12 protein-coding genes and 1 riboswitch are annotated in these 12,988 nt (G+C 67.8%); of the genes, 9 read left to right on the top strand and 3 right to left on the bottom strand.

Annotated features, from left to right (window positions below; translation table 11 throughout):
* The first annotated feature begins 435 nt into the window (after positions 1-435).
* The 8 genes from ACMGDH_RS16905 to ACMGDH_RS16870 all read left to right on the top strand — a co-directional run bounded on the left by ACMGDH_RS16905 (position 436) and on the right by ACMGDH_RS16870 (position 9,323).
* Complete coding sequence (locus tag ACMGDH_RS16905) at positions 436-849, top strand: acyl-CoA thioesterase (protein WP_436829150.1); 414 nt, start codon at positions 436-438, stop codon at positions 847-849.
* 155 nt (positions 850-1,004) lie between these two features.
* Positions 1,005-1,289: a hypothetical protein gene (locus tag ACMGDH_RS16900; RefSeq protein WP_436829149.1), complete on the top strand. Its 285-nt coding sequence runs from the start codon at positions 1,005-1,007 to the stop codon at positions 1,287-1,289.
* A 106-nt stretch (positions 1,290-1,395) separates the two neighbouring features.
* Complete coding sequence (locus tag ACMGDH_RS16895; protein WP_135982904.1) at positions 1,396-1,485, top strand: potassium-transporting ATPase subunit F; 90 nt, start codon at positions 1,396-1,398, stop codon at positions 1,483-1,485.
* Between the two features lie 10 nt (positions 1,486-1,495).
* The gene (gene kdpA, locus ACMGDH_RS16890) at positions 1,496-3,199 is read left to right on the top strand and encodes a potassium-transporting ATPase subunit KdpA (protein ID WP_436829148.1); all 1,704 of its coding nucleotides are present in this window, start codon (positions 1,496-1,498) and stop codon (positions 3,197-3,199) included.
* An 11-nt stretch (positions 3,200-3,210) separates the two neighbouring features.
* Positions 3,211-5,235: a potassium-transporting ATPase subunit KdpB gene (kdpB, locus tag ACMGDH_RS16885; RefSeq protein WP_436829147.1), complete on the top strand. Its 2,025-nt coding sequence runs from the start codon at positions 3,211-3,213 to the stop codon at positions 5,233-5,235.
* A 121-nt stretch (positions 5,236-5,356) separates the two neighbouring features.
* The gene (kdpC, locus tag ACMGDH_RS16880; RefSeq protein ID WP_436829146.1) at positions 5,357-5,956 is read left to right on the top strand and encodes a potassium-transporting ATPase subunit KdpC; all 600 of its coding nucleotides are present in this window, start codon (positions 5,357-5,359) and stop codon (positions 5,954-5,956) included.
* The gene (locus tag ACMGDH_RS16875) at positions 5,953-8,643 is read left to right on the top strand and encodes a DUF4118 domain-containing protein (RefSeq protein WP_436829145.1); all 2,691 of its coding nucleotides are present in this window, start codon (positions 5,953-5,955) and stop codon (positions 8,641-8,643) included. Before kdpC ends, ACMGDH_RS16875 begins: the two co-directional genes overlap by 4 nt.
* Complete coding sequence (locus ACMGDH_RS16870) at positions 8,640-9,323, top strand: response regulator transcription factor (protein ID WP_436829144.1); 684 nt, start codon at positions 8,640-8,642, stop codon at positions 9,321-9,323. Before ACMGDH_RS16875 ends, ACMGDH_RS16870 begins: the two co-directional genes overlap by 4 nt.
* 39 nt (positions 9,324-9,362) lie before the next feature.
* Here the strand turns inward: ACMGDH_RS16870 and rnhA are convergent, their stop codons facing one another.
* The 3 genes from rnhA to ispH form a co-directional block, all read right to left on the bottom strand.
* The gene (rnhA, locus tag ACMGDH_RS16865) at positions 9,363-9,803 is read right to left on the bottom strand and encodes a ribonuclease HI (protein ID WP_436829143.1); all 441 of its coding nucleotides are present in this window, start codon (positions 9,801-9,803) and stop codon (positions 9,363-9,365) included.
* Entirely contained in the window at positions 9,800-10,756 is a 957-nt protein-coding gene (gene thrB, locus ACMGDH_RS16860; protein ID WP_436829142.1) for a homoserine kinase, read from the bottom strand. Before thrB ends, rnhA begins: the two co-directional genes overlap by 4 nt.
* Before the next feature lie 128 nt (positions 10,757-10,884).
* A complete protein-coding gene (gene ispH / locus ACMGDH_RS16855) occupies positions 10,885-11,838 on the bottom strand; it encodes a 4-hydroxy-3-methylbut-2-enyl diphosphate reductase (protein ID WP_436829141.1) in 954 nt (317 codons plus the stop codon).
* Between the two features lie 139 nt (positions 11,839-11,977).
* Here ispH and ACMGDH_RS16850 point away from each other — a divergent pair, with 139 nt between their 5' ends.
* Positions 11,978-12,595 carry a hypothetical protein gene (locus ACMGDH_RS16850; protein WP_436829140.1) on the top strand — a complete coding sequence of 206 codons (618 nt, stop codon included), beginning with the start codon at positions 11,978-11,980 and terminating at the stop codon, positions 12,593-12,595.
* Between the two features lie 206 nt (positions 12,596-12,801).
* Positions 12,802-12,896: riboswitch (glycine riboswitch) on the top strand.
* The last annotated feature ends 92 nt before the right edge of the window (positions 12,897-12,988 follow it).

The raw sequence follows: 12,988 nt of genomic DNA, 5'->3' as shown, positions 1-12,988 counted from the left end.
TCCGTCTCGATCTTGAGCGTCACGAAATTGCGCCCAGGGCACGTCACGATCACACGAGCAGAAGTTATCCGGGGCATCAGTTAGGCCTTTTGTATGAGTTAACGCGCCCATCGCGCTACGGTGCAGGTGCTGTCAAGATCGGTCATCTCTCGCCGGGGCGCACCGCATCGTCGCTAGGTCGTGGACCAGGGCACCGGCGAGCAAGAGGAAGAACCCGCCCAGCCCATACGCCAGCTTCCGCAGCATCGCATCCTCCCGATCGCCGCGTCCGCGCGGTTCGGCCGGCATGCAAGCCGGGGCACGCCAGCGCTGTCAAGACACACGCAGGCAGTTGCCGCTACGGCAGGCACGATTCGCCGGAAAAGCTCAGGGTTTTCCTGTAGCTGCGCGCAATTGGGTCGCGCGGCACGCGATATTCGGTTAGAATGCGCAGCTATGTCCGCCAGCGCTTTGCCCTATGAATTCCGCATCGATGTCGCCCGCGACGACATCGACTTCATGGGTCATGTCAACAACGCCAGCTATCTCAAATGGGTGCAGGAGGCTGTGATCAGCCACTGGCGCGGGCTCGCGCCGCCCGACGCAGTGGCGAACCACCTCTGGGTCGCGCTCAAGCACGAGATCACCTATCGCCGTCCCGCCTTCCTGGAGGACGACGTCGTCGCGACCGTGCTGCTCGAGAAGGTGCAGGGCGCCCGCGCCTTTTACGAGACGGTGATCCGCCGCGGCTCCGAAGTGCTCGCCGAAGTCAAGTCGAGCTGGTGCTGTCTCGATGCCGAGACGCTGCGCCCCGCGCGGCTGGCGCAAGGCGTGATTGACCGTTTCTTCGTCAAACCAACCGACGATTGACGTACCCGCCGCTCGGCGGCTGAAGGTTCCCAATAGCCAGCGCCACCGCCGCGATCTTTACGGCTTCTTTATGCGCGCGCCCAACTTCCCCGTGGAAGCTTAATCCCCATCCGCATCACATCGCTCGCGAACGCTTGTTCCGGGAGTGAGGCGAAGTGCTGGCGATCGTGGATCGGATCGGAAGGGGGGAGCGCTGCTGGACTGCCGAGGTCGCGCTGCGCGGCCTGGGCGTGAGCTTCCTCGGCCTGTGCACGACGGCCTTCGGGTGGCTGCATCGCGCGCTCACGCAACCACATGTGCACGGCGTCACAACGCTCGAGCTCGCCGCCGCGACGCTGGTCGCCGCATCGCTGCAGCTGGGCCTCGCGCTCGCGTTCGAAGGGCCGGGATTGTTCCGGCTGATCCCGGCTGCTTCCCGGCATGCGCATTTCACTTTCTGAAAGGACCTGATCGTGACCGATATCATCTGGCTGGCGATGCTCGCGGGGCTGTTCGTGCTGACGCTCGCCCTCATCCGCCTCTGCCACCACGCGTGAGAGGGCAGCGATGACCCTCCACCTCGCGCTCGCCGGGCTCACCGCGCTGGGCCTGCTCCTCTATCTCGTGGCCGTCCTCGTGCGGCCCGAGCGTTTCTGAAAGCCGGGCCATGACCATCCAGGGCTGGACGCTGATCCTTGTCTTCACTGCCATCCTCGTCGCGCTCGCCAAGCCGATGGGGATGTGGCTGTTCGCGCTCTACGAAGGACGCCGCACGCCGCTCCACGCGGTGCTGGGCCCCGTCGAGCGCGGCTTCTACCGCCTCGCCGGGATCGATCCTGATGCCGAGATGGGGTGGCGGCGCTACGCGCTCCACATGCTGCTCTTCCAGCTCGCGCTGCTGCTGCTCACCTATGCCGTGCTGCGGTTGCAGGGCGTGCTGCCGATGAACCCGCGCGGGCTCGCCGGGATCGGCGCGGACGGGGCACTCAACACGGCGATCAGCTTCACGACCAACACCAACTGGCAATGGTATGCGGGGGAGGGCGCGCTCTCGAACCTCAGCCAGATGCTGGGCCTCACGATCCACAATTTCCTGAGCGCCGCGACCGGCATCGCGATCGCGTTCGCGCTGTTCCGCGGTTTCGCCCGGCGCGAAGCGAAGACCATCGGCAACTTCTGGGCCGACGTCACCCGGGTGACGCTCTATCTGCTGCTGCCGATCTGCATCGTCTATGCGGTCTTCCTGATCGCGAGCGGCGTGCCTCAGACGTTCGCGAGCAGCGTCGACGCGACCACGCTCGAAGGCGTGCGCCAGACGATCGTGGTCGGGCCGGTCGCCAGCCAGGAAGCGATCAAGATGCTCGGCACCAATGGTGGCGGCTTCTTCAACGCCAATTCGGCGCATCCGTTCGAGAACCCGAACGCGATCACCAATTTGGTGCAGATGCTGTCGATCTTCGCGATCGGCGTCGGCCTCACCTGGACCTTCGGCAAGGCGGTGGGCAATCCGCGCCAGGGCTGGGCGATCCTTGCGGCGATGCTGGTGCTGTTCCTTGCCGGCGCGGGCATCACCTATTGGCAGGAAGCCGCGGGCAATCCGGTGCTCCACCAGCTCGGTGTCGCCGGGGGCAATATGGAGGGCAAGGAGGTCCGTTTCGGCATCGCCGCGAGCGCGCTCTTCGCGGTGGTGACCACCGCTGCCTCGTGCGGCGCGGTCAATGCGATGCACGACAGCTTCACCGCGCTCGGCGGCATGATCCCGCTGTTCAACATGCAGCTCGGCGAGATCGTGATCGGCGGCGTCGGCGCGGGCATCTACGGCTTCTTGCTGTTCGCGCTGCTCGCGGTGTTCGTGGCCGGGCTGATGGTGGGGCGGACCCCCGAATATGTCGGCAAGAAGATCGAGAGTCGCGAGGTCAAGCTCGCGGTGCTCGCGATCGCGGTGCTGCCGCTCAGCATCCTGGGGTTCACTGCGCTCGCATCGGTGCTGCCGCAGGGGCTCGCCGGTCCGCTCAACAAGGGGCCGCACGGCTTTTCGGAAATCCTCTACGCGTTCAGCTCGGCCACTGCGAACAACGGCTCGGCCTTTGCGGGGCTCACCGCGGGCACACCGTTCTACAACGGGCTGCTGGGTACCGCGATGTGGATCGGCCGCTTCTTCGTGATCGTGCCGGTGCTCGCGATCGCCGGGTCGCTTGCCGCCAAGCGCTACACGCCCGCGACCAGCGGATCCTTTCCCACCACGGGGCTGCTCTGGGTCGGCCTGCTCGTCGGCATCATCCTAATCGTCGGCGGCCTGACGTTCCTTCCCAGCCTCGCGCTCGGTCCCATCGCCGATCACCTCGCGGTGATCGACGGTCAGCTCTTCTGAAGGCATCTCCCATGACCACTCCAACCTCGATGTTCTCGGCGAAGCTCGTTGGTCCGGCGATCGGCGATGCGTTCCGGAAGCTCAGTCCAGCCGAACTGGTGAAGAATCCGGTGCTGTTCACCACCGCCGTGGTGGCATTGCTGCTCACCGTCCTGCTGGCGATCGGCGGCGAGAGGCTGCCGATCGGCTTCCAGCTCCAGCTGATCGCCTGGCTGTGGCTGACGGTGTTGTTCGGCACCTTTGCCGAGGCTCTGGCGGAGGGGCGGGGGCGTGCCCAGGCGGCCTCGCTGCGCGCCGCCAAGTCCGAGCTTCGCGCCAGGAAGCAGGTGAACGGCGGGCACGAGATCGTCGCCGCCAGCACGCTGCGGCGCGGTGACATCGTCCTGGTCGAGACGAACGACCTGATCCCGGCCGACGGCGAAGTTATCGAAGGCGTCGCCAGCGTCAACGAGGCGGCGATCACGGGCGAGAGCGCGCCGGTGATCCGCGAGGCCGGCGGCGACCGTTCGGCAGTGACCGCGGGGACGCGCGTCATCTCGGATTCGATCCGGGTGCGCGTCACGCAGGAGCCGGGGCAGGGTTTCCTCGATCGGATGATCGCGCTGGTCGAAGGCGCCGAGCGGCAGAAGACTCCCAACGAGATCGCGCTGACGATCCTGCTGGTGGGGCTGACCATCATCTTCCTGATCGCAGTCTCCACCATCCCCGGTTTCGCGAGCTATGCGGGCGGAAGCATTCCCGTCGCGATCCTCGCCGCGCTGCTGATCACGCTGATCCCGACGACGATCGCCGCGCTGCTCTCGGCGATCGGCATCGCGGGGATGGACCGGCTGGTGCGCTTCAACGTGCTCGCCAAGTCGGGGCGCGCGGTGGAGGCTGCGGGCGACGTGGACGTATTGCTGCTCGACAAGACCGGCACGATCACGATCGGAGACCGCGCCGCAAGCATGTTCCGCCCGCTGAACGGCGTGACCGTCGACGATCTCGCCGGCGCCGCGCTGCTCGCCAGCCTGGCGGACGAGACGCCCGAGGGACGCTCGATCGTGGCGCTGGCGCGGAGCGATCATGGCATCCCGGCCGACGCGCTGCCGCAGGGAAGCGAAGTCATCCCCTTCACTGCCCAGACGCGTATTTCGGGCGTGCGGATCGGCGAACGGCTGATTCAGAAGGGCGCGGTCGACGCAGTGCTGCGCGCCAATCCCGGCGCGGGCGAGACCGCGGCGGCGACCGAGCTGCGCCGCATCACCGACGAGATCGCGCGCTCGGGCCAGACGCCGCTCGCAGTGGCGCAGGACGGCCGGCTGCTCGGCGTGATCGCGCTCAAGGACGTGATCAAGGCCGGCGTGCGCGAGCGCTTTGCCGAGCTGCGCCGCATGGGCATCCGCACCGTGATGATCACCGGCGACAACCCGCTCACTGCCGCGGCCATCGCCGCCGAGGCGGGTGTCGACGACTTCCTCGCCGAGGCGACACCCGAGGACAAGCTCGCGCTGATCCGCAAGGAGCAGCAGGGCGGCAAGCTAGTCGCGATGTGCGGCGACGGGACCAACGATGCTCCGGCGCTGGCGCAGGCGGACGTAGGCGTGGCGATGAACACCGGCACCCAGGCCGCGCGCGAGGCCGGCAACATGGTCGACCTCGACAGCGATCCGACCAAGCTGATCGAGGTGGTGGGGCTGGGCAAGCAGCTGCTGATGACACGCGGCGCGCTCACCACCTTCTCGGTCGCCAACGACGTCGCCAAATATTTCGCGATCATCCCGGCGATGTTCGTCGCGCTCTATCCGGGGCTCGGCTTGCTCAACGTGATGGGGCTGGCCTCGCCCCAGTCGGCGATCCTGTCTGCGATCATCTTCAACGCGCTGATTATCCCGTGCCTGGTGCCGCTCGCGCTCAAGGGCGTCGCCTACAAGCCGATGGCTGCGGGCCCGCTGCTCGCGCGCAATCTCGCCGTCTACGGCCTGGGCGGCCTCGTCGCGCCGTTTGTCGGCATCAAGCTGATCGACCTTGCCGTCACCGGCCTGGGGCTGGCGTGACGCGCAACGAAGAAACCCGTTCGTGCTGAGCCTGTCGGAGCACGGCCACCCACTGGCGACCCCCCCCCGCATAGAGGCGCCCTTCGACAAGCTCAGAGCGAACGGAAGCAAGGAAACTAAAATGCTGAAAGATCTCACCACCGCCCTCCGCCCCGCGCTCGTCCTGACTCTGTTGTTCGCGGCGCTGCTCGGGCTCGCCTATCCGGCGCTGCTCACCGCGATCGGGCAGGCGGTGTTTCCGGCCCAGGCCAACGGCAGTCTGATCCGCGAGGGCGGCCGAGTGATCGGCTCCGAGTTGCTCGGGCAGAAATTCGCCAGCGACCGCTATTTTCACGGCCGCCCCTCGGCCGCTGGTGCTGACGGCTATGACGCCGCGGCGTCCGCTGGCTCGAACCTGGGCCCGGCCAGCCAGGCGCTCGCCGACCGCGTGAGGGCGGACCTCCAGACCAACCGAACCGCACCAGTCGTTGAACCACCTGCCGACTTGGTGACGTCCTCCGCCTCGGGGCTCGACCCCCACGTCAGCCCCGAGGCGGCCTTTTTCCAGGTCGATCGTGTCGCCGCGGCGCGCGGGATCGATCGGGCGAAGGTCCGCACGGTGGTCGAGGCGCAGGTCGAGGCGCCGCTGCTCGGATTCCTCGGCGAGCCGCGAGTCAATGTCCTCGCGCTCAATCGCGCGCTCGACAGGCTGGCCGCAGGAGGCGCAATAGCGGGGAAGTGAGCACGCCCGCACCCTCCGACGGTCGCCCCGATCCAGAGGCCCTTCTGCGCGCCGCCGCGCAGGAGGGCCGCGGCCGTCTCAAGGTCTTCCTCGGCGCCGCGCCCGGGGTCGGCAAGACCTATGAGATGCTGAACGAAGGCGGTGCCCGGCGCCGCGCGGGCGTGGACGTGGTGATCGGTGTGATCGAGACGCACGGCCGCGCCGAGACCGAGGCGCTGCTCGACGGGCACGAGATCGTCCCGCGCCGGCAGGTCGAATATCAGGGCCGCACCCTCGGCGAGCTCGACGTGGACGCCGTTCTCGCGCGCCGCCCGCAGCTGGTGCTGGTCGACGAGCTGGCGCATACCAACGCCCCCGGAAGCCGCCACGACAAGCGCTACCAGGATGTCGAGGAGCTGCTTGCTGCGGGGATCGACGTCTATTCGACGGTCAACATCCAGCATCTCGAGAGCCTCAACGACGTCGTCGCCTCCTTCACCAAGGTGCGCGTGCGCGAGACCCTGCCCGATCGCGTGCTCGAGAATGCCGAGATCGAAGTGATCGACATTCCGCCCGACGAGCTCATCGAACGGCTGAAGGAAGGCAAGGTCTATGTGCCCGAGGAGGCGAGCCGCGCGCTCGGGCATTTCTTCTCCAAGTCCAACCTCTCGGCGCTGCGCGAGCTCGCGCTGCGCCGCGCCGCGCAGGCAGTCGACGCGCAGATGCTCGAGCATCTGCGGGCGCATGCGCTGGCGGGGACATGGGCCGCGGGCGAGCGGCTGGTGGTGGCGGTGAGTGAGCTTCCCGGTGCCGCGGAGTTGGTGCGCGCGGCCAAGCGGCTCGCCGATGCGCTCCGCGCGCCCTGGACCGCAGTGCATATCGAGACGCCGCGCACGAGCCGGTTCACCGATGCCGAGAATGCGCGCCTCGCCGCCACGCTTCATCTCGCGACGCAGCTAGGCGGGCAGGTCGCCTCGGTTCCCGCCGAGTCGGTGCTGGCCGGGCTCAAGCGCTTCGCTGCCGAGGCACGGGCCACCCAGCTGATCGTCGGCAAGTCGATGCGCTCGCGCTGGTTCGAGTTGCGCCACGGATCGGTGGTCGACCAGCTGGTGCGCGAAACGCCCGGGATCGCCGTGCATGTGCTGCCGTTGGCTGCTGCCGATCTGCGCACATCGGCGCGTGCACCTGCGCGTATGACGGTGCGCGAAAGCGAAAGCGGCTGGGGCACGCCGAGAGGCTATCTGGTCTCGCTGGGTCTAGTGCTGCTGGTGACGCTGCTCGGCACCAGCATCCTGACCGCGGGGAACATCACCAATATCGGGCTGCTCTATCTGGTGCCGGTGATGGCGGCCGCTACGCGCTATGGCGTTCGTACCGGAGTCGTCACCGGGCTGGTCTCGTCGCTGGCGTACAACTTCTTCTTCATCCCGCCGACTCGCACCTTCACGATCCAGGACCCGCAGAACATCATCACCGTGCTGGTGCTGCTGGGCGTCGCGATCGTGAGCAGCCAATTGGCCGCCCGCGTGCGTGCCCAGGCGCTGCTCGCCCAGCGCAGCGCGGCGCAGAACAGCTCGCTCGCCGGTTTCGCGCGGCTGCTCACCGGCGTCAGCAAGCGCGACGAGCTCGGCCAGCTGCTCTGCGCCGAAGTCGGCCGGCTGATCGACGCAGATACGGTGCTCCTGCTGCCCGCCGATGGCGAGCTCAAGCTTGCCGCCGCCAGCCCTCCCGAGGATCGGCTGGAATCGATCGAGCAGGCGGCCGCGCGCTGGGCATTCGATCACAACCAGCCGGCCGGGAGAGGCTCGGACACGCTCACTGCGTCGGAATGGCTGTTCCACCCGCTCACCGCGGGAGAGCAGGTGCTCGGGGTGATCGGGCTCGCGCGCCCCGACGCCGCGCCGATCCGCTCGGACCAGCTGCCGCTGCTGCTGAGCCTGCTCGACCAGGCATCGCTCGCGCTCGAACGGATCGCGCTCGAAGGCGAAATGGCCACGATAACCCAGCTTAAGGAGCGAGACCGCCTCCGCGCGGCGCTGCTTTCCTCGGTGAGCCACGATCTGCGCACGCCGCTCACCACGATCCTGGGCATGCTGGCGGAGATGCGCCCGGCCTCCGACACGCAGGCTGCGCAACTCTCCACGGCGCGTGCCGAAGCCGAGCGCCTGCACCGCTTCGTCGCCAATCTGCTCGATATGGTGCGGATCGAATCGGGAGCGCTGCGCCAGTCGGTCGAGCCGGTGGACGTCGTCGATGCAGTCGCCGCCGCGGTGCACGATTTGCGCGGCGTGCTCGAAGGCCATGCGATCCAGCTCGACGTCTCGCCCGAGCTGCCCTTCGTCGCGGTGGACCCGCAACTCTTCCACCACTGCCTCATCAACCTGCTCGACAACGCCGCCAAATATGGCGACGCGCACGCACCGATCACCGTCGCCGCACGGCGACGGCCGGGCGCGCTGCTGCTCGACATTCTCGATGAGGGGCCTGGGCTGCCGCCCGGTGAGGAGGCGCGGATCTTCGAGACTTTCGCGCGTATCGAGGGCTCGGATCGCAAGGGCGGAACCGGCCTCGGCCTCGCGATCGTAAAGGGGTTCGCCGAGGCGATGGGGCTGCGCGTGAGCGCGGCCAACCGCACCGATCGGCCGGGCACCTGCTTCACCATCCATATTCCCGAGGACCGGCTGAGAAAGGGAACCGCCAGCGAATGACTCGGCAAGCCAAGATCCTGGTGGTCGACGACGAGCCCGCGATCCGCCGCCTGCTCGGCGCCGCGCTGGCGCGCGCAGGCTATCCCGTCGTCGAAGCGGGCAGCGCACGCGAGGCACTGAGCGCGATGCAGATCGACAAGCCGGAGGCGGTGCTGCTCGATCTCGGCCTGCCCGATCGCGACGGGATCGAGCTCGTGCCGCTGATCAAGGCCACGCGCGCGTCGGTGATTGTGATCTCGGCGCGCGATGCGACGGAGGAGAAGGTGTCGGCGCTCGATCTGGGTGCCGACGATTATGTCACCAAGCCCTTCGACACCGAAGAAGTGCTGGCGCGCGTGCGCACCGCGCTGCGCCACCGGCTCGCGACCGAAGCCGCCGAGCCGGTGGTGGCGATCGGCGAGATCGAGATTGACCTCGCGTCCCGCCTGGTCTGGCGCGCAGGCGAGGAAGTTCACCTCACACCCAAGGAGTTCGGCTTCCTCGCCGAACTGGCCCGGCACCCCGGCAAAGTGGTCACCCACACGCAATTGCTCCGCAACGTCTGGGGGCCGGGGCATGAGCGCGACGTGGAATATCTGCGCGTCGCCGTGCGCGGCGTGCGCAAGAAGCTCGAAGGCCCGAACGAGACGGCCTCGATGATCCGCAGCGAGCCAGGCGTCGGCTACCGGCTCATGGTTTGAGGGCGGGAAATCCGAAGCAGGGCGGGTGCTCCGCCTACGTCACATGCGGAGCGCGGCGTCGCTCGCGAGCTTGTCGGCGCGTTCGTTGTCGGGGTGGCCGGCGTGACCCTTCACCCACACCCATTCGACGCGGTGCGGCTTGGCGGCGTCGAGCAGTTCCTGCCACAGCTCGGCGTTCTTGACCGGCTTCTTGTCCGCGGTCCGCCAGCCGTTCTTGAGCCAGCCGTGGATCCATTTGGTGAGGCCGTCCATCACATAGCGGCTGTCGGTGGAGAGCGTAACGCGGCACGGACGCTTCAATGCTTTGAGCCCCTGGATCGGCGCCATCAGCTCCATGCGGTTGTTGGTGGTATGCGCCTCGCCGCCTGACAATTCCTTCTCGGTCGTGCCGGTGCGCAGCACCACGCCCCAGCCGCCACGCCCGGGATTGCCTTTGCACGCGCCGTCGGTGGCGATCTCGACATGGGGGAGTTCGGTCATGCGAACAGCGCCGTACCGTTCTCCGCGTAGAAGTCGAGCCGGCGGCGATAGGCGAGGGGGTCCTTGCGCGTCACCATCGCGTCGGCGGGGGTGTTGAGCCAATCCCAGGCGCGCGTCAGGAAGAAGCGCAGCGCTGCGCCTTCGGCCAGGATCGGCAGCGCGGCACGCTCGGCATCGGAAAGGCCGAAGCTGGCGGCATAACCTTCGAGCAGTGCGCTGCCCACCTCAGGATCATAGCCGTCGCCCTTGGCATCGAACGCCCAGGCGCCGTGCATCACCGCAAGGTCATAGGCGCGAATGTCGGTGCAGGCGAAATAGAAGTCGATCAGCCCCGTCACGCGATTGCCGAGCATCAGCACATTGTCCGGGAAGAGATCGGCGTGGATCGCGCCGCGCGGCAGGTCGGCCGGCCAGGCGGCGAGGATCGTGTCGAGCGCCTTGCCGATATGGTCGTGGAGCCCCGGCTGGATCGCGTCGAGGTCGCGGCCGCAGCGCTCGAACAGCGGCTGCCAGGCATCGACTCCCATCGAATTGGGCCGATCGAGCGCGAAGTCCGAGGCCGCACTGTGCATCTTGCCCATCGCCTCGGCCGCAGCGCGCGCCTGCGCCGGGGTGGGGTGCGAGACGGAGACTCCCGACAGGAACTGGATCAGGCAAGCCGGGCGGCCCTCGAGCTCGTGGATCACCTGTCCCGCGCGGTCCGGCACGGCAGGCGGCACCGGCAGGCCGCGATCCGCCAGATGGTCGAGCAATCCCATGAAATAGGGCAGGTCGTCAGCGGCAACGCGCTTTTCGTAGAGGGTCAGGATGAAGCGGCTCTTGCTGGTATCGACCAGATAGTTCGAATTTTCGACACCCTCGGCGATGCCTTTGGCCGAGACGAGCTCCCCGACATCGAACCGTTCGAGGAACGCACCCAGCGCTTCCGCCGATACCTGTGTGTAGACCGCCATCCTCGCCCCCGAACGTCATCCCCGCGAAAGCGGGGACCCATCTCCTGAACGGGCCGCCTATACAACAGCAGTTGTGCTTGGGCCGGCTATAGGCGCCGCCCACGCTTTTGCGGGGGCGAAGGCCAGAGTCAGGCCGCCTGCAGCCCGCGCGGCAGCTTGAACGCGATATTCTCGGCGATCGTCTCGACTTCGCGCTCGGCGACGGTGAAGCGCACGCCGATCTGGTCCACCACTTCGCGCACCAGCAGCTCGGGGGCAGAGGCGCCCGCGGTGATTCCCACCGTCCTCACGCCTTCGAACCAGGCGAAGTCGATGTCGGCGGCACGCTGGATCAGCGTCGCGCGTGTGCCGGCGCGCTCGGCGACTTCCACCAGCCGCATCGAATTGGACGATTTGGGCGATCCGATCACCAGTACCAGGTCCGCCTGTTCGGCAATCACCTTGACTGCCGCCTGGCGGTTCGAAGTGGCATAGCAGATGTCGTCCGCGCCAGGCGCCAGGATCGTCGGGAAGCGGCGCTTGAGCACCTCCAGCGTCGCCGCGGTGTCGTCCACCGAAAGCGTGGTCTGGGTGAGGAAGGCGAGATTCTCGGGATCGGGAACCGCGACCTTTTCGGCGCAGGCCACCGTCTCGACCAGGGTCATCGAACCTTCGGGCACCTGGCCGAAGGTGCCGATCACTTCGGGATGGCCGGCATGGCCAATGAACAATATGTGCCGCCCCGCCGCCACCAGCCGCTCGGCCTGGCGATGGACCTTGGAGACGAGCGGGCAGGTCGCGTCGAGATATTCCAGGCCGCGTTCGGCGGCCTTTGCCGGAACCGCCTTGGGCACCCCATGCGCCGAAAAGACCACGGGCACGTCGTCGGGAACCTGGTCGAGCTCGTCGACGAAGATCGCGCCCTTCGCCTTCAGGCTGTCTACGACATATTTGTTGTGGACGATCTCGTGGCGCACATAGACCGGCGCACCGTATTTCTCGATCGCGAGCTCGACGATGCGGATCGCGCGGTCGACTCCTGCGCAGAAGCCGCGCGGGGCGGCGATCAGCAGGTCGAGGGCGGGTTTCTGGGCTTCGGCCATGACGCGAGCCCTCTACGCGATTGCTTGCGCGTGCGAAAGGCGGTTCCTATGGTGCGCGCCGTTTCCGGGTCGCCCCTGCGGCGGCCCGCGTCTTGTGAAAGGTGCCCCCGTGTCGCTCGCCAGAATCGCTGTACCCGCCATGATCCTTCTGGCTGCCGGTGGCTGCTCCCGCACCGGCGAAATCCAGGCCGGCGGCGGCGTGGGCATTACCGCGGTGCGCTCCGCCTGCCCGATCGTCGGCATTCCGGCTGCAACGGGTGACATCACGCTGTTCAACCCGCCCGCCAGCCGTGAGGCGCAGGCGATCGACGTCACTGCGACGCTCACCAACGTCCGGTCCACCTGCACCGAGGCCGCCGACCAGATCGTCACCAACGTCACTTTCGACGTGCTGGCCAGCCGCCGCCAGCCCGGCCCGGCGCGCACCGTCAACTTGCCCTATTTCGTCACCGTCGTGCGCGGCGGCACTTCGGTGGTCGCCAAGCGGGTTCACAATGTGACGGTCCAGTTCGCCGAAGGTCAGCTGCGCGCGCAGGCCAGCGGTCAGGCGAGCACCAGCATCAATCGCGCCGCGGCGACGCTGCCCGAGGATGTCCGCCGCCGCCTCACCCAGCGCCGCCGCGCGGGCGAGGAAGCCGCCGCGATGGACCCGCTCGCCGATCCGGCAATCCGCCAGGCCGTCGCAGCCGCCACCTTCGAGGCCCTGGTCGGCTTCCAGCTCACCGAAGACCAGCTCAAGTACAACGCCACGCGCTGATCCGGGGATTGTCGTCACCCCGGCCTTGTGCCGGGGTCCACCGGGAGACGGGGGCCGGACAAGAGGCTCTTTGGCAGCTGGCAAGGCTGAGTGGACCCCGGAACAAGTCCGGGGTGACGAATAAGAAGGGGCTAGGGCCCTCAGCCCGATTGACTCGCGCCCGCCGCACGGCCAAGGCTCGGCGGGTCGATGGTGAGGAATCGCCATAGGTACGCGAGGGAGAGTGTGGGGCTTTCGGGTCCCGCCGCCGAAGGAGCAACCGCCCCGGAATCTCTCAGGCACAAGGGACCGCGCGCACCACGACACTCTGGAAAGCGCCCGCCAGCCTTGGCGACGGAGGGCCACCGAAGGGGTAACTCGGCGTTTCGGCGCGGGGGAAAGCTCTCAGGTTCC

It is taken from the genome of Sphingomonas radicis, assembly GCF_051400635.1.
Classification (GTDB): domain Bacteria; phylum Pseudomonadota; class Alphaproteobacteria; order Sphingomonadales; family Sphingomonadaceae; genus Sphingomonas.
Note: the sequence above shows the minus strand (reverse complement) of the source record. Positions and strands in the feature narration are given on the sequence as shown.